Source organism: Mycobacterium gastri, from assembly GCF_002102175.1.
In the GTDB taxonomy this organism is placed as follows: Bacteria; Actinomycetota; Actinomycetes; order Mycobacteriales; family Mycobacteriaceae; genus Mycobacterium; species Mycobacterium gastri.
In genome coordinates, this window is record NZ_LQOX01000126.1 from 1 (window position 1) to 20,950 (window position 20,950).

A 20,950-nucleotide genomic window follows, 5' to 3' on the forward strand; every position below is an offset into this window, starting at 1 on the left:
CGATCCGCGGATTCTTCGCCGACCCTCACCTCGCTTACATCACCGCCTAAGTCGCCTTACTAACGCTCGGCTTAGTATGCCGTATGTGTTGTCGCTGCGTGCTGCCGTGAACTGGATCGGGGTGGTCTTCATGAACCAGAGTGTCATGGTTCCGTTGGTGTTCGGGCTTGTGGCGGTTCTAGTGCTGCTGGCGGTTGCCTCAGTCAGGGTGGTGCAGCAGTATCAGCGGGGCGTGCAGTTTCGACTTGGCCGGGTCATTGGGGTTCGCGAACCTGGGCTGCGATTGATCATCCCGATCATCGACCGCCTGTGGCGGGTTTCGATGCGCATCGTGACCATGCCTATCCAGTCGCAGGGCATCATCACCCGCGACAACGTCAGCGTCGACATCGCCGCGGTTGCCTACTTTCGCGTCGTCGATGCCCGCAAATCCGTCGTTGTCATCGAAAACGTCAGCGCCGCCATCAACCAGATCGCCCAGACCACCCTGCGCAACGTCGTCGGGCAACACTCGCTCGACGAGGTGCTCGCCCAGACCGAAAAGATCAACGGCAGCATCCGCCAAATCCTCGACACCACCACCGTGGAATGGGGAGTCGAGGTCACCCTGGTCGAACTCAAGGACATCCAACTTCCAGACAGCATGAAACGCGCCATGGCCCGCGAGGCCGAAGCAGAGCGGGAGAAGCGAGCCAAAATCATTGCGGCAGAAGGTGAAGCGCGCGCTGCCGCGGCCCTCGGCGAGGCGTCGGACACGATGATGCAGCACCCGTTGGCCTTACAGCTGCGAAACCTGCAGACCCTAGCCGAACTCGGCGTGGAAAAGAACACCACCGTGGTGTTCCCTGCCCCGTTGATGAGTGCGATCGGAGAACTCACCGGATTCCTCACCCGCGAGTCGAACGCCTCGAAGTCGACCCAGCTCAACGGGCTGACCGACGAGAAACTCGTCCCTGTGCCGACGCTGCATTAAACGCTTCCGGGCCAAGGTCCAGTGATGTGGGGGAGTTAACGGCTACCTCTCCGGTAGGGCTTTATGGGAATCCCGATGACATATTCAGCCCCATCGTCGGCAACAGATTGGAAAGACCGTGACGTTTTTCAAAGCGGTCGCGCTCGACTTTGACGGCACGCTCACATCGGGCGGCAACATAGCGACACATACCGTGGAGGCAATCGAGCAGGCCCGGCGCGATGGCCTTGCGGTTGTGCTCGTCTCGGGCCGCCTCGGAGCCGAATTGGGCACATTCGACGACGCAACCCCGACCCGGGTACCCGGAAGCCAGGGCCGGATCGTGGTCACCGGACCTGCCGCGACAGGGAAAAGCTATGTTGTCGGGTTGATGGCGGAGCAGTGGATCCTCGCCAACTACTGCGTCCTTGTCCTCGACCCCGAAGGCGACCACGTGCAGTTGCAGCAGCTCAACTGGGTGCAGGTGTTCGACGGCGGCCATGGGAAGCGAAATCACGCACAGCTGCCTCCGGAATTCAGGTGGCCAACCGGGAAGGCCGCCGGCGTTGCTTCGCGCGGGTCTGTTGGCGGGCCAGGGCGCGTGCCAGCAGGCGGGCGACGCCGAGTTCGATGCCGCTGGCGAGTTCGTCGACGTCGGGCGTGGCGTCGTAGTCGGCGGTGATGCCGAAGACCAGTGTGTCGACATAGGTGAGCATGCCGATGACCGTGCGCAGGTGCATGGCGATCGGTGGTACCGGCAGCAGCTCTTCCACCGGGCGGCCCAGCACCTGCAGCCGCTGGCGGGGACCGGGCACATTGGTCGCCAGCGTGACGACGCTGCGCTGCGGCAGCCGCGCCAGCAGCCGCACCGTCCACGCGCTCAACACGAACGGCACGAAGTTGGCCAGCGCGACAAAGGCGCTCGCCGCCTGGCGCTCACCGCTGCCTTTCAGCCGGTCCAACCGGTTGTGCACCAGCCGTAACCGCTTCACCGGGTCGTCCTGCTCCACCGGCAACGACGGGAGCATCGCCGACACGCGAATATCGGTGCGGTCCATGGCATCCGGCGAGCGCACCGATACCGGGATCAGCGTGCGCAGCGAGTTGCGCCGAGGCTTCTCACCGCGATGCAGCAGGACCGCACGATAGCTATCGGTGATGGCGGCCAGTGCCACGTCGTTGAGTGTCACCCCGAAGACCTCGCACACCGTTTCGACATCTTTGAGCGACACCCGCGCCGCGCTGTAACGGCGCATGTTCGTCACCGAGCCGCGCAGCGACGAGTCTGCGGCGGGAGCCAGTAAGCCGGCAACGAATTCGGCTGCGCCTTTGGCGGTGTGCGCGGCCGCGCCGGTGGTGGCCATCGATGCGCGCCACAGTCCGCCGGCCCAGCTCAGCGGGTTGAGGCTGAGTCCGGCCGGGCTGCCGATCGACGACGGCGGCTCTTTGGCCGCGCGGATGTCGGTGGCGAACGTAGCGGCCGGACCGGTATCGGCGATGCTGGCCAACATCCGCATCGCGGCAATCCCGTCCGCGATGCAATGGTGGATCTTTATCAGCGCCGCCCACCGCCGTTCCGGCAGGCCTTCGATGACCCAGCACTCCCACAAGGGGTGGTCGCGATCGAGCCGGCGCTCCATGAGATCGGCAATGGTCCGGAACAAGGCGGCATCATCGCCGGGCCGCGGCAATGCCGCCCACCGCACATGGTGGGTGATGTCGAAGTTGGTGTCGTCAACCCATTCCGGTGCGGAGAGTTCCAACGGATGCTTGTGCACCAACTGCGTCAACCGGGGGATGGTTCGCATTCGCTCCGACAGCGCCTCGACGAACTCGTCGCGCCCGGGGCTCGGTCCGTCGATGACGGCCAGCGCGCCGATGGCCAGGCTCACGTGCCTGTCGGCGTCCTCTGCCTCCAAGAAACTGGCCTCCATGGTCGTCAGCTGCTCCACCGCCAGCCACCTCCGATCCCCATCGATCGGCATCACTATTCGCGGTACGGCGCCGGGGGCAATAGTGCCGTTAGTCCCCAAGGACTAGTGCCGGACTTCCCAAGCTGGTCGGATTATCGCCAGTCGCTCCGGTGAAACGGTGGACTCAGTGAATCGGGACCGGCGACTCGTCCGCGATGTCGGACAACTCACGAGGCACGATGCCCACGTACCTCAAGATGCGGTCCAGAACGATGTTGGACAGATCGCCGTCATCGGCAACCCGGCCGAGGCCGCGCCGTCGCAGGAAGGTGTCCAGGCGCCGATCGGGCGACCAGCCGGCGTAGATCGTGTCAACGTAGCGCGAGCGCAGAAATTCCCAGGCGAGACCATCGACGTCGGAATCGGTCAATAATGGTGGGTCGCCACGCATAGCCGTCCTAATCCAGTCCTAATCCTTGCTGAGCCACAACCGCAGCCAAGTTACCCGGACCAGGTCATCATTTCGTCACACTCATGTTGCGGAATAGGGTCCAAAGTCACCTGTCCGGGATGTCGGCTTGCGCGGCGAGGACCATAGACCCTGGTGAACGGCCCGTGGCGGGACGCAGACTGGCGCTATGGCCAAGATGATGAAACGGGTTGCCGGGGCCGGGGCCTCGCTGGCAGTGCTGTACGCCGCGCGACGGTATTACCGCAACTGGGGTACCACCAAGCACGAAGCCCGGATGCTGCTGCCCGGTGACACCTTGGTCAGCGACCCGGCTATCCAGACAACCGAAGCGCTGAACATCGACGCCCCGGCAGCTGCCGTGTGGCCATGGCTGGTGCAAATGGGTCACGACCGCGGTGGCTTCTACGGTGGTGAAGGACTGAGAAACCTGGCCGGGCTTCGCTACGACGACGCCGATCGAGTCCACCCGGAATGGCAACAGCTCGCGGTGGACGATGTCGTGCGGCTGGCTCCCGAAGGCTGGATGGGGTTGCCGGACGGGGTGACGATGCGGGTCGCCGAAATCGTGCCCGAAAAGTATCTCGTGCTCAATACGAGGCGACCGGACCTGCGCTGGAATGCGGTGTGGTCGTTCCACCTTCAGCCGCATTGGGAGGATCGCGTCCGGCTCCTCACCCGCGCCCGGATTGCGCTGCGCCACCCCGGCGAAGTTTTTGCCCTGGAGCTGGCCAGGCCGTTGATCTCGCTGGGCACCCGACGACTGCTGCTCGGTATCAAGCACCGGGTTGAGCGGTTGCCGTCGACTCGCTTATTTGAGGCCTAGTGATGTTACGGGCCCGCGCAGATGATGCCCGGGCCCGTGATCACCCGGTTAATTGGCGGCTACCTGGATGTGCTTTTCAGGCTTGGCGGGTTCCGAAACCCCCACGGAGACAGTCAAGATGCCCTTGTCGTAAGTGGCCTTGATGTCATCCTCGTCGGCGCCCTCCGGTAGTGACACTGTCCGAACGAACGAGCCGTAGGAGAACTCCGACCGGCCCTCGAATTCCTTTTTCTCCGTGCGTTCGGCTTTGATGGTGAGCTGGCCGTTGCGGACCGTGATATCCACATCCTTGGCCGGGTCGATGCCCGGCATCTCGGCGCGCACTACGTAGCGACCTTCGGCCATCTCGTCTTCCAGGCGCATCAGTCGGGTATCGAACATCGGCCGAAGCCCAGCGAACGAGGGGAACGCTGAAAACAAATCCGAGAACTCGGGGAACAACGAATGCGGTTCTCGCTTCACAGGAAGAGTGGTCATTATCTTCTCCTTGGTGCCCCTTAGTGCCATCGTCCCGATACGGTGACGCAGTCCATCCGACCATGCGAGCCGGTGGCTCGGTAGGGCCTGAAGTCCCCACTCGACGCGTCGACGGGCAACGAGCTTCTCGCGGCTCGCACAGGGCCATTGATCCGCGACCAGAAGGTCAAACGACCCTAGTATCCGCCGCGGCGTCGCCTTACGTTCGGTAGCAGGTGAATCGAACTCGAGGAGGATGTGATGACCACCGCACGCGACATCATGAACGCTGGCGTGACATGCATCGGTGAGCATGAGACGTTAAGTGCTGCTGCCCAACACATGCGTGAGCACGACATTGGCGCGCTGCCAATCTGCGGTGACGACGACCGGCTCCATGGAATGCTCACCGATCGCGACATCGTGATCAAAGGCATTGCGACGGGGCTGGATCCGAACACCACTACCGCTGGGCAGCTGGTGCACGATCACGTTTACTACGTCGACGTGAACGCAACCATCTCGGAGATGCTCAACGTCATGGAAGAGCATCAGGTCCGCCGTCTTCCGGTCGTAGAAGGGCACCGCCTGGTGGGCATCGTCACCGAAGCGGACATCGCCCGCCACCTGCCCGAGCACTCCATCGCGCAGTTCGTCAAGGCGATCTGCGCGCCGATGGCCATCGCCAGCTAGCGACGTCGGCGGCCCGGGCCTGGTCCGCCGGTTTCGGAGGTTATTCGACGTGCACGACGAGATCCCGCTGGGACGGATCGCCGGGTTTTCGGTGAAGGTCCACTGGAGTGTGCTGGTCATCCTGTGGTTGTTCACCTGGAGTCTGGCCACGACGTTGCCGGGCGCCGTCAAAGGCTATGCGCCCGTGGCCTATTGGCTCGCCGGCGCGGGTGGGGCAGTGCTCCTGCTGGCCTCGCTGCTGGCCCATGAACTCGCGCACGCCATCGTCGCTCGCCGCGCGGGCGTACCCGTGGGGAACGTGACGCTGTGGCTGTTCGGCGGAGTGACCACGCTGGGCGGTGAAGCCAAGACACCCAAGGCTGCGTTCCGGATCGCGTTCGCGGGCCCGGCCACCAGCCTGGCGCTGTCTGCGGCATTCGGCACGCTGGCCGTCGCGCTCGCCGTCGTACGGACCCCGCCCCTCGTGGTCAGCGTCGCGTGGTGGCTGGCGGGGGTCAACCTGCTGCTGGGCCTGTTCAATCTGCTGCCGGGCGCGCCGCTGGACGGCGGCCGGCTGGTCCGGGCCTATCTCTGGCGCCGTCACGGCGACGTCGTGCGCGCCGGGATCGGCGCGGCGCGGGCCGGACGCGTGGTCGCGCTCGTTTTGATCACGTTGGGACTGGCCGAGTTTTTGGCCGGCGGCCTGGTTGGCGGCGTCTGGTTGGCCTTCATCGGCTGGTTCATCTTCGCTGCCGCCAGGGAGGAGGAAACCCGGATTTCGACCCGGCAGCTCTTTGCCGGCGTCCGGGTCGCAGACGCGATGACCCCCCAGCCGCACACCGCTCCCGGATGGATCAGCGCCGAGGAATTCATTCAGCGTTATGTGCTGGGCGACCGCCACTCGGCCTACCCGGTTGCCGAACAGGACGGATCGATCATGGGTTTGGTCACGCTGAGGCAGCTGCGCGAGCTGGCACCCGCCCGACGCGGCACCACCAGCGTGCGCGACATTGCCATACCACTGCAAGAGGTGCCGACCGCGGCACCCCAGGAGCTGCTGAGCGCGCTGCTCGAGCAGATGGCGCCGGCCGGCCCCCGAAGCCGCGCCCTGGTCGTCGACGCCGGCGCGGTGGTCGGCATCGTCACGGCCAGCGATATCGCGCGGCTTGTCGACGTCTACCGGCTCGCGCACCCCCAGCCGGCGCCGCCGACCCCGCTGTGAGACCAGCTGCCCGAGAGGAGACGGACATGAAACCGGTCGTTGTCGGTATCGACGGTTCGCCCGCGGCGATCACGGCCGCACTATGGGGTACCGACGAGGCCATCAGCAGAGCCGTGCCGCTACGCCTGATCTCGGTCATCAAGACAACTCATCCCTCCCCGGAAGACTACGAACGTGACCTGCGGCATGCCGAAACCTCGCTGCGGGCAGCACAAGCCGCGGTGGCGGCCACCGGGAAACCGGTCAAGGTCGAGACCGACACCCCGCGCGGGCCGGCCGGCGCGGTCCTCGTCGAGGCCTCCCGCGATGCCGAACTGGTCTGTGTCGGATCCACCGGGATGTGGCGCTACGCTCGCTCGATCCTGGGTTCGACGGCAACCGAGCTCGCCGAAAAAGCGCACTGCCCGGTCGCGGTCATCCGCTCGGACGCGGACCAGCCGCCGTCGGATATCAACTGGATCGTGGTGCGCATGACCGACGCACCCGACACCGACGTGGTCGTCGAGCATGCGGCCCGGGAAGCGACGCTGCGGCAAGCACCCATACTCGCGCTGGGCGGGCGGCCGGAGGAGCTCACCGAAACCCCGGACGGGGACTTCGAACGCCGGGTGCAGGACTGGCACCAGCGCCATCCTGACGTGCGGGTCTACCCGATCACCACCAAAACGGGCATTGCTCGCTTCGTGGCCGAGCACCACGAGCGGGTACTGCTCGCCGTGATCGGAGCGGCCGAGGCCGGTCAGCTGGCGCGGCTGGTTGGACCGTCGGGGCATCCCGTTTTCCGGCACGCCGAATGCTCGGTGCTGGTGGTCCGCGACTGAACGCTCAGGGGCCCACTCCGGCCGGATTGATATCGGTACCCAGTCCTATACGCCGAACACCTACCCACATCTTCCGTCCATAAATCCGGGCCTGAACTTTTTCCTGGGTCAGCCGACTGTGACGGTACTGTCTGTGCTGAGCGGCGCCGTCGGGGACGTACTGCATCTGATTCCGCGTGCTTGAAATTGGTCAACCGGTTCTAAGCCGTTCTAGGCCGTTCTAGGCCGGGGATTCGCGCGCAACGATCACCGGTACCTGTGCCAGCTGCGCGACCGCTTCACCGACCGACCCCACCGACATTCCGGCGAATCCGCCGCGGCCCCGGCTGCCGACCACCACCAGCTGGGCTTGTCCGGACCGGTCGACCAGCTGGCGCGCCGGCTGATCCTGCACGGCAATACGGGTTACCGCCACATCGGGATACTGTTCCTGCCAACCCGCCAAGCGCTCGGCCAGCACCTGCTCGGCCATCGATTGTGTTGCCGGCCAATCGATTCCGGGCCACTCCGAGATATCGATGTCGCTCCATGCGTGCAGGGCAACCAACCCGACGCGCCGGCGTGCCGCCTCGTCGAATGCGAACGCGGTAGCCAGTTCGGAGGCCGCCGAGCCGTCGATGCCGACCAGCACCGGCGCTTGATCGCGTTGCGGCACCGACGGGTCGTCGTCGTGGACGATCACGACCGGACAGTGCGCGTAGCGCAGCACAGCGGAACTGACCGAACCGAGCAGCCGGCCGGGCCATCGTCGGCTGCCCAGACAACCGGTGACCACCATTTCCGCGTCTTTGGACAGGTCGACCAACGTCGGAACTGCAGCCGAGCCCAAGATTTCGGTGTGGACGCCCGCGGGACCTCCACCGCGAGCAGCTTCGTCGACGACCTTGAGCGCCTCGTCGACCAGCCGGCGTCCACGATCCTGCTGCCATCGCGCCAGACCTGCCGGCATCGGCATTTTCAGCAGGGTCGACACTTCAGGTGATACGGCGTGCACGAGCGTCAGTGGAATGTTGCGCAGCTCGGCGTCGCGGGCTGCCCACTGCACCGCCAGCCGGGCGGACGGTGACTCGTCGATGCCGACGACAATTCCCAGGGGTGCGTTGCGCGATGACATGACTCGTCCTTCGTGTGCCGATTCGCCGCTATGGACGCTATCGACGGCGGCCCGGCCGGGTCAGAGCCGTTTGTCACCAGCATGAGGGCATAAGTCCCGCAATCGGCGCGATCAGATGCCCGGTACCGCCGGTTTGGAGGCGACGATGGCCACGGCGGCTAACCGCTCTCGGTGCTTGCGGAATGTGTTGCGCATCATGAGCACTCGCTTGCGCGCGGCCGGCTGGGTGAGCACGTTCTTGGCAAAGCGCAGCGCACCGAACAGGCCTTCGTCGGCGATCAGCCGCCGCGGCTGCAACAGGGCCATCGGGGCGGTCGCGACGTGCTCCACGACCAGGCCGTGTCCGGCCAGCAGCTGCGACCATTCCGCAATGGTGAGCGGACGCGCGTTGACCTTGATCGCCCGTGCCAGCGACTGCCTGACCTCGGTGCTGATGTCGTCGGGCACGTCGTCGGGAGTCAGGGCCAGCTCGTGAATGGCGTAGCGGCCCCGTGGGCGCAGCACCCGCGCCGCCTCGGCAACGATCGCGTGCTTGGCCGTATCCCCCTGCATGGTCAACATCGCCTCGCCGATCACGACATCGACGCTGGCATCGGGTAATCCGGTATCGGAGGCGTCGGTGACCAGCACGTCGCCCCGGTTTCCGTGATCGTGCAGCACCCCGCGAACCAGGTTGGCGGCATCCGGGTCGCCTTCGGCGCCGACGTAGGACCGCGGGTGCCGGACCAGTATTTCGGCGGCGGTACGGCCCAGGCCCGGAGCCAGCTCGAGCACGTCGGCGTCGCTGACGTCGGCGCGGGCCAGCAGGGTTCGGGTCAGCTCGACGCCGCCGGGCCGAAGCACTCGTTTGCCCAGCCGCGCCAACAGCCAGTGCCCCTGCAGGTGATCCTCGTCCCGGCTCGACTGAGGCAGTGGCCGCCCGGAATCGCCTGGCCTGCCGGCCATCAAATACCCTGGGGCACAGCAGGTTCCAGGAGAAGCGCCGGACGCCGCTGATGCACGGTGAGGTAGCGCAAACCGTCTGGGCCGGCAGCGAACTGCCGGCGCGAGCGTCGTGGCAGCCACAGCAGCGCGCCCGGATGCAGGTTGATGGTGCCCTCCTCGGTGCTCAGCCGGCCGCTGCCAGACAAGACATGGATCAAGACGTCGAGATCGGGTCCAGTATGCATGCCGATTCCGCCGTCGGGAGGCAGGGCGACGATGTTGGAGTCCAGATCACGCTCCCGGACCTCCAACTTCCACACTGCTCCGGTGACGTCGGTCGGTGCGGCGTAGTCCTTGGTATCGGCCAGGATTCGCGGTAGCGGGGTGGTGGTCAGCTTGCTGATCCGGATGTGCCACACCGCGGGTCCCTTTTCGATGTATTCCCAGCCGTAGCTGCCGGGGTGTTCGGTGTCGAACTCGGCGCGCAGATGCTTGGGGTCGTGGTTGTTGACCAGAACGAACGACCCGCCGGCGGGCAGTGCGGCGTAGGTGGCAAAGATCGTCGGATGCTTGTCCGGCTTACGTAGCTGCCGGACGTCAAGTTTGTTGTCGGCCATAGACGTTCCCATCGTGTGCTAGTTTTTACAAGTGAACGTGTGTAAACTCTAGCGCATGACGTACGTGATCGGAAAGCCATGCATCGACGTGATGGACCGCGCCTGTGTGGAGGAGTGCCCGGTCGATTGCATCTACGAGGGGGGCCGGGCGCTCTACATCCACCCGGACGAATGCGTGGACTGCGGCGCGTGTGAGCCCGTATGCCCGGTGGAGGCCATTTACTACGAGGACGACCTGCCGGCCGAGCTGGAACCCTACCGGGCCGACAATGCGGCGTTCTTCACCGAAACCCTGCCGAGTCGGGACGAACCGCTGGGTTCGCCGGGCGGGGCTGCCAAGATTGGGCCGCTAGGGGTTGATACTCCCCTGGTGGCCGCCGAGCCCAGAGCCGACGATTCCGGAGGTGAGTGATATCGCCAGACCAGTCCTGGAGCCGACGGGACGCCGTCGCGCGGTCCTGCGGGTATTACGGGCATCACGCGTCCCGCTGAGCATCGTTGCGATTGCCGACGCGCTGGAAGTACACCCCAACACCGTCCGATTCCACCTCGACGCCCTGGTCGCCGACGGCCAGGTGCAGCGCGTCGAGTCCGGCCCGCGCGGTCCGGGACGGCCGCCGCAGATGTACTCCGCGGTCCGGCAGATGGATCGCGGCGGTACCCGGCACTATCGGCTCCTCGCCGAGATCCTCTCCAACGGGCTTGCCGCCGAACCTGATTCCAGCGCCAAGGCGCTGGCCGCCGGACGCGCCTGGGGGCGACGACTGGAAGCGCCGGAAGCGCGCAGCAGCGCCGAGAAGTCGATCGACCACCTGGTAAGCGTGCTCGACCAGCTGGGGTTCGCGCCCGAGCGCCGGATATCCGACGGGCAGCAACAGCTGGGTCTGCGCCACTGCCCGTTTCTGGAACTCGCCGAAACCCGATCCGGCGTCGTGTGTCCGATCCATCTCGGGCTCATGCAAGGGGCTCTGGAAACATGGGCGGCACCGGTCAGCGTCGAGCGGCTCGACGCGTTCGCCGAACCGGACCTGTGTCTGGCCCACCTCTCGTTGAAAGGAGCCGCCAGGTGAGCACCGGACCGGCGATCGAGGTTGCCATCACCTTCCTGTGGCTCGGCATGGTGCTGGCCATCTCGTTTCTGGAAGCCCCCCTAAAGTTCCGGGCGCCCAATGTCACGCTGCAGATCGGCCTCGGTATCGGCCGCCTGGTCTTTCGCGCACTCAACACCGTCGAGGTCGGATTCGCGCTCGTCCTGCTGGCCCTGGTGGTGGCCGGCCCGACGCCGGTGCGCATCAGTGTGGCGCTCGGAGTAGCGGTGGCCGCGCTGGCGCTGCAGCTGATCGCGGTCCGTCCCCGCCTGACCCGCCGTTCCGACCGGGTGCTGGCCGGGCAGGAGGGGCCGCGCTCCCGGGCCCACTATGTATACGTCGGTTTTGAAGTGGTCAAGGTGGTCGCCCTGGTGGTGGCAGGGATACTGCTACTGAACGGCTGAAAGGACTCACCCATGGAATCCATTTCGCTGACCGCGCTGGCCGCTGAAAAGCTGGCCGAGGCGAAACAGTCCCACAGTGGACGGGCTGCCCACACCATCCACGGCGGGCACACCCATGAACTGCGGCAGACCGTGCTGGCGCTGCTTGCCGATCACGACCTGTCCGAACACGACAGCCCGGGGGAGGCGACGCTGCAGGTGCTGCAGGGCCACGTGCGGCTCACCACCGCCGACGACAGCTGGGAAGGCAAGGTCGGCGACTACGTCGCGATTCCCCGTACCCGGCACGGCCTGCACGCGGTCGAGGATTCAGTGGTCATGCTGACCGTGCTGAAAGACCAGCCCGGCGCGCACTAGGCGTGCTCTCCACACCCTGGTCCCGGGGCTTCGGCCTGCGAGTGCCCATCGTCAACGCGCCCATGGGCGGGGTGGCCGGCGGTCGATTGGCCGCCGCGGTCACCGCCGCCGGCGGCCTGGGCATGATCGGCATGGGCAGCACCGCGACCAGGGCGTCGCTGGCCGAACAGCTGCGGCAGGTTACCGGCAGGTTCGGGATCGGGCTGGTCGACTGGGTGATGCGCGGTGAGGTTGGCCTACTGGAGGATGCGCTGGCCGCGCGGCCGGCGCTGTTGTCGGTCAGCTTCGGTACCGACTGGTCCTGGGTAGCCAAAGCGCACGACGCCGGAATCGTCACGGCCACACAGGTTTACGACAGTGCCGGAGCTCGTCGCGCGGTCGATGCCGGGGTGGACATCGTGGTCGCGCGCGGCGCCGAGGGGGGCGGCCACGGCGAGATGCGACTGGGCACGCTGCCGTTGCTGGACGCCGTTCTGGAAGCCGTGTCGGTGCCGGTGCTGGCCGGCGGTGGGGTGGCCTCACCGCGAAGCCTGGCCGCGGTGCTGGCCGCCGGCGCCAGCGGAGCATGGGTGGGCACTCGCCTGGCGGCCTGCCCCGAGGCGCTGACCGGAGAGGCCAGCCGTCGGGCCCTGATCGCGGCGCGGGAAACCGACACCCGGGTCAGCCGGGTCTACGACGTCGCCGCCGGCCTGCCCTGGCCGGAGCGCTACCCTTCGCGGGTGTTGGCCAATGACTTCGTGGCGCGATGGACGGGCCGCGAGGACGAGCTGGCCGCTGACCCGGATGCCCGGGCGCGGTTGGCCGACGCGGTCGCCGCCGAAGAGCTGCGGGTGGCCCCGGTCGATGCGGGGCAGGGTGTGGGGATGATCGGTGACGACGCGTCGGTGGCCGAGGTTATCGGGCGGATGTGCTCGGGTGCGGAGCGTTTGCTCGGTCGCTGGGGGTCATAGGCTGGTCGGCCGGCTACTCAGCGGCGCGCGTGAGCACGACGCAACACCTTTGCGGCCCGGGGTCCAGCCGGGCGTCGGGGCCGTGCGGCGCCAGGGCGTCGGCCACCCCGGTGATCAGCGCGTGGTTCATGGTGCAGGCCAGCTCCGTCTGCTCCTGGGCCAGCGCATGGAACGGGCAGTTCGCCAGCTCGACTTCGCCATCGGTGCGGCGGGGTTCGTAGCCGTGCCGGCGCAGTACCCGCAACACCACCTCGAGCGCCGCCGCGGCATCCGCGGGCTTGGCGACGCCGTTGCCGATCGTCTGGCCGTAGTCGTGGGCGACCTGGTTGAGCACCTCGACAGCGGGTTCGCCGGTGGTGGCCGACCGGGCGATGGCCGCGGCCATCAGTCGTCCCGCCAGCTCGTACTCCCGCTGCGGAAGGCTGACCGCGATATCGCGCCGAGCCCTGCGGTACAGCTTGGCGGTCCGCCCCGCGCCGGGGCCGGAGCGGCCCGTCACGCGCGCGTAGTCGGTCTCCAGCAGGCCCTCGGCGGTGAGTCGGTCGAGGTGGAATTTGGCCTGGTGGTGGGCGATTCCCAGGGCGTCGGCCGCCTGGTCGCGGCTCACCGGCCCCGGTTGTGAGCACACGTAGTCGTAGAGCCGATGGCGCACCGGGTCGGCCAGTGCCCCGATCCCGGCGGCGTTGCGTTCGAGTGAGCCCGTCATCCGTCTATTTCTAAGAGACAAAACACTTGACGCTACAGTTTACACGTTCTAACGTACAAAATATTATCCTATAGAAATGGAGGGGTCATGAGTATCAGACAAGCCGGCGCCGCGCCGGCCCTCGCCGGCCAGTTGAAGGACCCGGCCTACTCGGCGTACCTGCTGCTTCGAACCGTGTTCACGGTGGCACCCATCGCGTTCGGGTTGGACAAGTTCTTCAATCTGCTGACCCACCCGCATCACTGGAGCATGTACCTGGCGGGTTGGATCGACAACCTGGTTCCCGGTACCGCCGACCAGTGCATGTACCTGGTGGGCGTGATCGAGATCGCTGCCGGTGTGTTGGTGGCGGTGGTGCCGCGCTTCGGCGCCTGGGTGGTGGCCGCCTGGCTGGCCGGGATCATCCTCGACCTGGTCACCGGTCCGGGGTTCTACGACGTCGCGCTGCGTGACTTCGGTTTGCTGGTCGGTGCTGTGGCCCTGGCCCGGCTGGCCGAGGGCGCGCACCGGGGCACCGTGGGCAGCATCCGGCGCCATTGACCGCCCCGGTCACACCCCGCGCAGGTAGCGCTTGGCCATGATGGGCTGGGCCACCGAAACGAACGGGCCGCCCAGCTTGCTCCACCAGGTCGCGGGCCGGGAGAACGCCGACACCTCCGCGTATACCGCGGAGGTGTTCGCGTCGTAGCGCACGGCGAACCGTTCCTCTCCGGACTCCGGGTGACCCGGCAGCGTGCCGTAGGCGAATCCGCGGGTGTCGGGTTCGTCGACGACGTACACGACGCGGCAGGGCGCGCGCAGCAGACCCATCATCTTGACCACCACGATCGCCGAAACCACCGCGACGTCGGAACTGGCCGCAACGCCCAGGCCGGCGCCGCGCTGCATGCCCCAGCGCATGACGGCGTCGGCGGCCTGCTCGAAACGCGCACGGCCAGAACCGATCTGGGCCGACATGCTGAGATGACCGTAGCCCGGGGGCAGCTGCGCGGCCGCGGTCGCGCCCACTTCGGGATAGGTCAGCTGAAGGCCGGCCAGCGCGTCCAGGTCCACACACCCAGCTTGCCACGCCACGCCGAGCCGCCGGGTCGGCGGCGTACGGTCGGAATAGTGACCACACAAACCTCGAAACCTTTGGCAGCAGCGTCCGGAACATTCACCCTCGGGGGTGACTTGGCGGTCAACCGGCTCGGGTTCGGTGCGATGCGCCTGACCGGTGAGGGCGTGTGGGGACCACCAGCCGACCGCGCCGAATGCGTCCGGGTGTTGCGACGCGCCGTCGAATTGGGCGTGAATTTCATCGACACCGCCGATTCCTACGGCCCCTACGTGTCCGAGGAGATCATCTGCGAGGCGCTGCATCCCTACTCCGGGCTGGTGATCGCCACCAAGGCCGGGTTGCTGCGGACAGGGCCGGGGGTGTGGATTCCGCTGGGTAACCCGAGCTATCTGCGCCAGGAGTGCGAGATGAGCCTGCGGCGTCTGGGCGTCGACACCATTGACCTGTTTCAGCTGCATCGCATCGACCGCCACCTTCCGCTGGAAGATCAAGTCGGCGAACTGCTCGCCTTGAAGAACGAAGGCAAGATCCGCCATATCGGGCTGTCCGAGATCGACGTGGACCAACTGAAGGCGGCCCGGCAGATCACCGACATCGTGTCGGTGCAGAACATGTACAACCTGGCCTCGCGGGGCGCCGAACCACTCGTGGACTTTGCCACCCGGCAAGGCGTCGGCTTCATTCCATGGTTCCCGCTGGCGTCGGGTCCGCTGGCCGCCCCCGATGGCCCGCTGCGGCAGATCGCGGCCGAGCATCACGCGACACCGTCGCAGCTGGCGCTGGCCTGGTTGCTGAAACGCTCACCGGTGATGTTGCCGATTCCGGGCACCTCGAACGTGGCGCATCTGGAGGAGAACGTCGCCGCGGCCGAGATCGCGCTGAGCGACGACGAATTCGAGCTGCTGGCCGCCATCGGGGAGCAGAACGCCTGACTCGGGCTGCCCACGGCATTCGGCGGTAAGCGAGCGAAATCGAGACCGCAGTCGACGACCGAATTCTGTTTATCTTGTTGGAACGTTTGAGAAATCGAGTTGAGGTCAGGACTTTCGGCGTAGCGTCCCCAACCCAAAATTGTGCCGAATCAGCGGAGGCTGGGGCTGCTGTTCGGCAACGGCGGTGACGGCGGTATTGCCGGCATCGGCGGCGCCGGTGGGCCGGGGACGGCGGGCTGGGGACCGGCGGTACGGGTGGGACGGGCACGTCCCTGAACGGAGCCGATGGCGCCGACGGCAGCATCGGTGCTGACGGCCTGTCTGGCCGGCGATGCGCATTCGGCGGTGGCCTCATCCTTACGCGGGCCGGCGCGTACCTTGGGGCGACCTAAATTTAATACGGTGTGGTGGTGGCAGGTCACCATCACCGACACCCGGGCGGAGGATTCAATCCCCCGGAACCGACCACCAAGGGCGGGCCCGACTACGGCCGGTTCATCGAGGCGGTGCGCAAGCTGCAAGACCATGCCCGGGCCGCCGACGCGCCCGACGACGTGATCACCGAGGCCGCCGACCTGCTGGAGAAGGTGTCGGCGCTGCTGACGCCGTTCGATACCGACGAATGGCACTCGCCGTCGGGCCGGCGGATGGACCTGTTCGTGCGCGGCAACATTCTGACGGTGCCGATGTCGGCGCGTAAGACAGACGCCGGCAGGATCGAGGGCTGGGCCCGATTCGCCCGATTTCACCTGGGCCGCAACGGCGCCGTGCACGGTGGGGCGCTCGGGTTGCTGTTCGACACGGTCCTGGGTTTGACGGCGTCGGTGCTTACCGGCAGCACCCGGCAACGCACGGCCTACCTCACGATCAACTACCGCAACATCGTGCCCATCGAAAAAAAGTTGCAGGTCGACGCGGGAGTCGACCGTGTCGACGGGCGCAAGATCTTCGTCTCCGGCCGGTTGACCGACGGCGACACCGTGCTGACCGAGGCCGACGCGTTGTTTGTGCGGCTCAAGCCTGGGCAGCCCTAGTTCCCAGCCTTAGTTCCCAGCAGGCGCCACAAGCCGGCGGCGTCGGAGTCGATCGCCTCACTGATGTCCTCGGTCCCCCGCAAGCCCCACACCGCAGGCCCACAAGCGGCGAGTTTCTCGCGGCTGACCATATCCGGACCGGTTCTCACGTTCCCGGCCCCGCCCTGGGGAACATCGCTTTCGGCCACCAGCTCGCGGCCGTCGCGCAACCTCACCCGCACGCGGGCCGGGAAGGTCATCGTGAACGCGTCGAGTGCCGCCGGCGCCCACGGCTGTCCCGTCGCGGCGCGGCCGGCGGCACTGATCCCGCCCTCTCGCAGGGCGCGCAGCAAGGCGCGGAGCAGATCCATGCCGTCGCCGACGCCGACGCGAATACCCTTGTGCCCGAGGCGGGTTCGTCGAACGGCGGCGAGCAGCCGGCGGGTTGGCGTGCCGGCCGTGATCGCGCGCACCGGAAGCAGCGGTGCCAACGCCTCGGCCGTGCGCAGGGTGAGGGACCAGTCGTGGCGCAACGACACCCGGTCGGCCAAATCGGCGAGCTCGCGGTGGTGGGTTGCCAGCCATTTCTCGTTGACCTCGACGGGCGTGAGCCGGCCGGCGACGAGCGTCACCGCCACGGTCCACGGGATCGAGAAGTTGATGGTCACCGGTGTGGGCATACGCACAGCCGCGTAGCCGTGCGACATGGCATCCATTCCGCACGTCAGCACGCCGGCCTCGACGACCACCGACATGACGTCGGCGGCCGGCGGCGGCCCGAGTTCAAGCAGCGCATCGACGGTCGTATCGACATAGGCGCAGCCCGGGTAGCGCTTGATGCTCATCGTCCGAGTCGCCCATCCGGAGCCGAGCCCGCCGAGAAGCGCGGGCAGCGGCGCGTAGCAGAACGCATCGAAGAAGCCTTGCGGATGGTCCAGGGCATCCAGTGGACCGGTGACGCCGTGGGCGGCGAGTCGGGCGGCCCGCATCCCGGCCAGAGTCGGCTCGGCCGCCGTCAGCAACTTCGAGTCGGGTGCCATGAACCCCGGCACGGTGGCGCGCGGAGCTTGGTAAAGGGCGAGGGCCAGGGCATGCGCCAGCCGGCCGGCGTCGAGCCCGAGCAGGCGGCCTGCGGCCACGGCCGATCCGGCGGCGTGCACGAACGACCACAGCTGACCATTGAGCGGTCCGAGCAGGCAGGCGCCGCCCAACCGGGCCTCGAGTTCGCCGGCGGCGACCTGGGCGGCCAGTTGCTCGGCCGCCGACGCGCCGGCCTCCGCGGCCAGCAATACCGGCACCAGCACGGCGGAGTGGCCGGCGTGAGCGAAGCACACATAGTCGTCGAAATCGAGCGCGATCGACAGCGCGGCCGCCGCATACAGGGCAGCGTCGACGGCAACCGAGCGGGGCAGCCCTGGCACCAAAACGGGGCCTTCGCCGGCCCAGGTTTCGACGCCCGCGAGCACCCGCTGGGATGCGACGTCGCCGGTCGAGGCGGCCATGGCCGCGAACACGGATCGGCGTTGGGCGCGGCAGAGGTCGACCACCGCGTCCGGGACGTCGTCGAGACGAAGGTCAGCGGCCCAGCCTGCCAACCGTTCGATGGTCGTCACCACGGTCGCACGGTAGGCGCGCATCGTTTGATGGGTCAATCGAGGTCGCGGATCGGCTTGGGCTGGTAGTCGGGCGCACCGATAGCATGGTCGCGATCGTCCTGACACGCATCGAACATGTCCAAGCCTTGGAGACCAACCCGATGAGCGCCCCCGCACACCCCGCCCCCGGAGCCGACGGCGGCGACGCGGCGCACCCGGCCGCACCGGGTTCGCGGCCGTCGGGAGCGCCGCACGCCCCGATCCGGGTTCCGGCCGGGACCACCGCGGCCGCCGCGGTCAACGAGGCGGGGTTGCCCAGGCGCGGTGCACCCGACGCGATCGTGGTGGTGCGCGACGCCGAGGGCAAGCTGCGCGACCTGGGCTGGGTGCCCGAGGTCGACGTCGAGGTCACGCCGGTGCCGGCCAACACCGAGGAAGGCCGCAGTGTCATCCGGCATTCGACCGCCCATGTCCTGGCTCAGGCCGTGCAGGGGATGTTCCCGCAAGCCAAACTGGGCATCGGCCCGCCCATCACTGACGGCTTCTACTACGACTTCGACGTGGCCGAGCCGTTTACGCCCGAGGACTTGGCGGCCCTGGAAAAACGGATGCGCCAGATCGTCAAGGAAGGACAGCTATTCGACCGCCGGGTCTATGAGTCCAAGGACCAGGCCCGCGCGGAGCTGGCGGATGAGCCCTACAAGCTGGAACTCGTCGACGACAAGTCCGGGGACCCAGCCGTCATGGAGGTCGGCCCCCCAGGTAGTAATGACGAGCTCACTGCTTACGACAACCTCAATCCCCGCACCCGGCAACGGGTTTGGGGCGACCTGTGCCGCGGACCGCACATCCCGACCACCAAACACATCCCGGCCTTCAAGCTGACCCGCAGTTCGGCGGCCTACTGGCGGGGTGACCAGAAAAACGCCAGCCTGCAACGGATTTACGGCACCGCGTGGGAATCGCAGGAGGCGCTCGACCGGCATCTGGAGCTCATCGAAGAGGCGCAGCGACGCGACCACCGCAAGCTGGGGGTGGAGCTCGACCTGTTCAGCTTTCCCGACGAAATCGGCTCCGGCTTAGCGGTTTTCCACCCCAAGGGCGGTATCGTGCGCCGCGAGCTGGAGGACTACTCGCGGCGAAAGCACACCGAGGCCGGCTACCAATTCGTCAACAGCCCGCACATCACCAAGGCCCAGCTGTTCCACACCTCCGGACACCTGGACTGGTATGCCGACGGCATGTTCCCGCCGATGCACATCGACGCGGAGTACAACGCGGACGGCTCGGTGCGCAAACCCGGCCAGGACTACTACCTCAAGCCGATGAACTGCCCGATGCACTGCCTGATCTTCCGGGCGCGCGGACGGTCCTATCGCGAATTGCCGTTGCGGCTCTTCGAATTCGGCACGGTGTACCGCTACGAGAAGTCCGGCGTGGTGCACGGGTTGACCCGGGTGCGGGGATTGACCATGGACGACGCCCACATCTTCTGCACCCGCGACCAGATGCGCGACGAGTTGCGCTCGCTGCTGCGGTTCATCCTCGACCTGCTCGGCGACTACGGCTTGACCGACTTCTATCTAGAGCTGTCCACCAAAGACCCGGACAAGTTCGTCGGCTCCGACGAGGTCTGGGAGGAAGCCACCAACGTGCTGGCCGAGGTCGGTGCCGAATCCGGTCTGGATCTGGTGCCGGATCCCGGCGGCGCGGCGTTCTACGGGCCCAAGATCTCGGTGCAGGTCAAGGACGCGCTGGGGCGAACCTGGCAGATGTCGACGATCCAGCTCGACTTCAACTTCCCGGAGCGCTTCGAGCTGGAGTACACCGCCAGCGATGGTGCGCGGGACCGCCCCGTCATGATCCACCGCGCGTTGTTCGGGTCGATCGAGCGGTTCTTCGGCATCCTTACCGAGCACTACGCGGGGGCGTTCCCGGCGTGGCTGGCGCCGGTTCAGGTGGTCGGCATCCCGGTCGCAGACGAGCACGTCAGTTACCTGGAAGATGTTGCGGCACAGCTGAAGTCGCACGGGGTACGGGTCGAGGTGGACGGCAGCGACGACCGGATGGCCAAGAAGATCGTGCACCACACCAACCAGAAGGTTCCGTTCATGCTGCTGGCCGGCGACCGCGACGTGCAGGCCGGCGCGGTCAGCTTCCGGTTCGGCGACCGCACTCAGCTCAACGGCGTGCCGCGGGACGCGGCGGTGGCGGCGATCGTGGATTGGCTCGCGACTCGCGAAAACGCCGCTCCGACAGCTGAACTGGTGAGAGTTGGCAGCTGTGGGTGACGAGCAGCACGCTGACCGAGAGGACAGCACGATCTTGGATCGGGGCGTCGGCCAGCGCGACCACCTGGAGCGGCTGTGGACGCCCTACCGGATGAACTACCTCGCCGAAGCGCCGATGAAGCGCCCCGAGTCGGAGCGCTCGCAGCCGTTCACCGAAATCCCGCTGCTGTCCGACGAGGAAGGTCTGGTGGTGGCCCGCGGCGAACTCGTCTACGCCGTGCTCAACCTCTATCCGTACAACCCTGGGCACCTGATGGTGGTGCCCTACCGGCGTGTTTCGGAGCTCGAGGACCTGACCGAGCGGGAGAGCGCGGAGCTGATGGCGTTCACCCAGAAGGCGATTCGCGTCATCAAGAAGGTGTCCCGGCCACACGGCTTCAACGTCGGCCTGAACCTGGGGACCTCTGCGGGCGGCTCGCTGGCCGAGCATCTGCACGTGCACGTGGTACCGCGGTGGGGCGGCGACGCGAACTTCATCACCATCATCGGCGGCTCCAAGGTGATTCCGCAGTTGCTGCGCGACACCCGCCGGCTGCTGGCCACCGAATGGGTCAGGCAACCGTGAGCG

25 protein-coding genes and 1 pseudogene are annotated in these 20,950 nt (G+C 67.0%); 17 read left to right on the forward strand and 9 right to left on the reverse strand.

Annotated features, from left to right (window positions below; all coding sequences use genetic code 11):
* The first annotated feature begins 145 nt into the window (after positions 1–145).
* Entirely contained in the window at positions 146–973 is an 828-nt protein-coding gene (locus AWC07_RS19300) for a slipin family protein (protein ID WP_244187642.1), read from the forward strand.
* A 515-nt stretch (positions 974–1,488) separates the two neighbouring features.
* Here the strand turns inward: AWC07_RS19300 and AWC07_RS19310 are convergent.
* Together AWC07_RS19310 and AWC07_RS19315 are read right to left on the reverse strand one after the other, a co-directional pair.
* Complete coding sequence (locus AWC07_RS19310; RefSeq protein ID WP_167380108.1) at positions 1,489–2,904, reverse strand: WS/DGAT/MGAT family O-acyltransferase; 1,416 nt, start codon at positions 2,902–2,904, stop codon at positions 1,489–1,491.
* 145 nt (positions 2,905–3,049) lie between these two features.
* Positions 3,050–3,295 carry a hypothetical protein gene (locus AWC07_RS19315; RefSeq protein ID WP_244187641.1) on the reverse strand — a complete coding sequence of 82 codons (246 nt, stop codon included), beginning with the start codon at positions 3,293–3,295 and terminating at the stop codon, positions 3,050–3,052.
* 208 nt (positions 3,296–3,503) lie between these two features.
* Between AWC07_RS19315 and AWC07_RS19320 the strand changes: the two genes are divergently transcribed.
* The gene (locus AWC07_RS19320) at positions 3,504–4,160 is read left to right on the forward strand and encodes a hypothetical protein (protein ID WP_036413083.1); all 657 of its coding nucleotides are present in this window, start codon (positions 3,504–3,506) and stop codon (positions 4,158–4,160) included.
* Between the two features lie 48 nt (positions 4,161–4,208).
* Here the strand turns inward: AWC07_RS19320 and AWC07_RS19325 are convergent, their stop codons facing one another.
* Complete coding sequence (locus tag AWC07_RS19325; RefSeq protein WP_139829792.1) at positions 4,209–4,640, reverse strand: Hsp20/alpha crystallin family protein; 432 nt, start codon at positions 4,638–4,640, stop codon at positions 4,209–4,211.
* Between the two features lie 237 nt (positions 4,641–4,877).
* On the opposite strand from AWC07_RS19325, the gene AWC07_RS19330 reads away from it, so the two are divergent.
* The 4 genes and pseudogenes from AWC07_RS19330 to AWC07_RS28930 form a co-directional block, all read left to right on the forward strand.
* Positions 4,878–5,309, forward strand: a complete 432-nt coding sequence (locus tag AWC07_RS19330; RefSeq protein WP_036413086.1) for a CBS domain-containing protein — start codon at positions 4,878–4,880, stop codon at positions 5,307–5,309.
* Between the two features lie 49 nt (positions 5,310–5,358).
* Positions 5,359–6,510 carry a site-2 protease family protein gene (locus AWC07_RS19335; protein WP_036413087.1) on the forward strand — a complete coding sequence of 384 codons (1,152 nt, stop codon included), beginning with the start codon at positions 5,359–5,361 and terminating at the stop codon, positions 6,508–6,510.
* Positions 6,511–6,536: 26 nt separating this feature from the next.
* Positions 6,537–7,331 (forward strand): universal stress protein, encoded by a 795-nt coding sequence (locus AWC07_RS19340; protein WP_036413089.1) that lies wholly within the window; start codon positions 6,537–6,539, stop codon positions 7,329–7,331.
* A 52-nt stretch (positions 7,332–7,383) separates the two neighbouring features.
* Positions 7,384–7,515, forward strand: a pseudogene (locus tag AWC07_RS28930) (hypothetical protein); the annotation flags it as partial.
* 36 nt (positions 7,516–7,551) lie between these two features.
* On the opposite strand, the gene AWC07_RS19345 reads toward AWC07_RS28930, so the two are convergent.
* The 3 genes from AWC07_RS19345 to AWC07_RS19355 form a co-directional block, all read right to left on the reverse strand.
* The gene (locus AWC07_RS19345; protein WP_036413091.1) at positions 7,552–8,445 is read right to left on the reverse strand and encodes a universal stress protein; all 894 of its coding nucleotides are present in this window, start codon (positions 8,443–8,445) and stop codon (positions 7,552–7,554) included.
* A gap of 111 nt (positions 8,446–8,556) precedes the next feature.
* Positions 8,557–9,390: a class I SAM-dependent methyltransferase gene (locus AWC07_RS19350; protein WP_036413093.1), complete on the reverse strand. Its 834-nt coding sequence runs from the start codon at positions 9,388–9,390 to the stop codon at positions 8,557–8,559.
* Positions 9,390–9,986, reverse strand: a complete 597-nt coding sequence (locus AWC07_RS19355) for a DUF2249 domain-containing protein (RefSeq protein WP_036413095.1) — start codon at positions 9,984–9,986, stop codon at positions 9,390–9,392. Before AWC07_RS19355 ends, AWC07_RS19350 begins: the two co-directional genes overlap by 1 nt.
* A 55-nt stretch (positions 9,987–10,041) precedes the next feature.
* Between AWC07_RS19355 and fdxA the strand changes: the two genes are divergently transcribed.
* Genes fdxA through AWC07_RS19380 form a run of 5 tightly spaced genes read left to right on the forward strand, consistent with a single transcriptional unit; the run spans position 10,042 to position 12,785 of the window.
* Positions 10,042–10,398, forward strand: coding sequence for a ferredoxin (gene fdxA / locus AWC07_RS19360; RefSeq protein WP_036413097.1), 357 nt, complete (start codon positions 10,042–10,044; stop codon positions 10,396–10,398).
* Positions 10,391–11,056, forward strand: coding sequence for a helix-turn-helix transcriptional regulator (locus AWC07_RS19365; protein WP_139829790.1), 666 nt, complete (start codon positions 10,391–10,393; stop codon positions 11,054–11,056). Before fdxA ends, AWC07_RS19365 begins: the two co-directional genes overlap by 8 nt.
* Complete coding sequence (locus AWC07_RS19370) at positions 11,053–11,478, forward strand: hypothetical protein (protein WP_036419894.1); 426 nt, start codon at positions 11,053–11,055, stop codon at positions 11,476–11,478. Before AWC07_RS19365 ends, AWC07_RS19370 begins: the two co-directional genes overlap by 4 nt.
* Positions 11,479–11,490: 12 nt before the next feature.
* Complete coding sequence (locus AWC07_RS19375) at positions 11,491–11,835, forward strand: cupin domain-containing protein (RefSeq protein WP_036419893.1); 345 nt, start codon at positions 11,491–11,493, stop codon at positions 11,833–11,835.
* 2 nt (positions 11,836–11,837) lie between these two features.
* Positions 11,838–12,785, forward strand: a complete 948-nt coding sequence (locus AWC07_RS19380) for an NAD(P)H-dependent flavin oxidoreductase (protein ID WP_036419892.1) — start codon at positions 11,838–11,840, stop codon at positions 12,783–12,785.
* 13 nt (positions 12,786–12,798) lie between these two features.
* Here the strand turns inward: AWC07_RS19380 and AWC07_RS19385 are convergent, their stop codons facing one another.
* The gene (locus tag AWC07_RS19385) at positions 12,799–13,491 is read right to left on the reverse strand and encodes a helix-turn-helix transcriptional regulator (protein ID WP_036419891.1); all 693 of its coding nucleotides are present in this window, start codon (positions 13,489–13,491) and stop codon (positions 12,799–12,801) included.
* A gap of 87 nt (positions 13,492–13,578) precedes the next feature.
* On the opposite strand from AWC07_RS19385, the gene AWC07_RS19390 reads away from it, so the two are divergent.
* The gene (locus tag AWC07_RS19390) at positions 13,579–14,031 is read left to right on the forward strand and encodes an Rv2617c family stress response/phage resistance protein (RefSeq protein ID WP_036419890.1); all 453 of its coding nucleotides are present in this window, start codon (positions 13,579–13,581) and stop codon (positions 14,029–14,031) included.
* 9 nt (positions 14,032–14,040) lie between these two features.
* Here the strand turns inward: AWC07_RS19390 and AWC07_RS19395 are convergent, their stop codons facing one another.
* Entirely contained in the window at positions 14,041–14,544 is a 504-nt protein-coding gene (locus AWC07_RS19395; protein WP_036419889.1) for a DUF1990 family protein, read from the reverse strand.
* A gap of 57 nt (positions 14,545–14,601) precedes the next feature.
* On the opposite strand from AWC07_RS19395, the gene AWC07_RS19400 reads away from it, so the two are divergent.
* The 3 genes from AWC07_RS19400 to AWC07_RS19405 all read left to right on the forward strand — a co-directional run bounded on the left by AWC07_RS19400 (position 14,602) and on the right by AWC07_RS19405 (position 16,517).
* Complete coding sequence (locus tag AWC07_RS19400; RefSeq protein ID WP_036419888.1) at positions 14,602–15,483, forward strand: aldo/keto reductase; 882 nt, start codon at positions 14,602–14,604, stop codon at positions 15,481–15,483.
* A gap of 141 nt (positions 15,484–15,624) precedes the next feature.
* Entirely contained in the window at positions 15,625–15,759 is a 135-nt protein-coding gene (locus AWC07_RS28935; protein ID WP_279628908.1) for a hypothetical protein, read from the forward strand.
* Positions 15,760–15,893: 134 nt separating this feature from the next.
* The gene (locus AWC07_RS19405; protein WP_139829791.1) at positions 15,894–16,517 is read left to right on the forward strand and encodes a PaaI family thioesterase; all 624 of its coding nucleotides are present in this window, start codon (positions 15,894–15,896) and stop codon (positions 16,515–16,517) included.
* Here AWC07_RS19405 and AWC07_RS19410 read toward each other — a convergent pair.
* Positions 16,514–18,112 (reverse strand): MmgE/PrpD family protein, encoded by a 1,599-nt coding sequence (locus AWC07_RS19410; protein WP_167380109.1) that lies wholly within the window; start codon positions 18,110–18,112, stop codon positions 16,514–16,516. The two genes, AWC07_RS19405 and AWC07_RS19410, sit on opposite strands and share 4 nt — an antisense overlap.
* A gap of 140 nt (positions 18,113–18,252) precedes the next feature.
* Here AWC07_RS19410 and thrS point away from each other — a divergent pair, with 140 nt between their 5' ends.
* Positions 18,253–20,382, forward strand: a complete 2,130-nt coding sequence (gene thrS / locus AWC07_RS19415; RefSeq protein ID WP_036419895.1) for a threonine--tRNA ligase — start codon at positions 18,253–18,255, stop codon at positions 20,380–20,382.
* Entirely contained in the window at positions 20,375–20,947 is a 573-nt protein-coding gene (locus AWC07_RS19420) for an ATP adenylyltransferase (RefSeq protein ID WP_036419886.1), read from the forward strand. The genes thrS and AWC07_RS19420 overlap by 8 nt, the downstream gene beginning before the upstream one ends.
* The last annotated feature ends 3 nt before the right edge of the window (positions 20,948–20,950 follow it).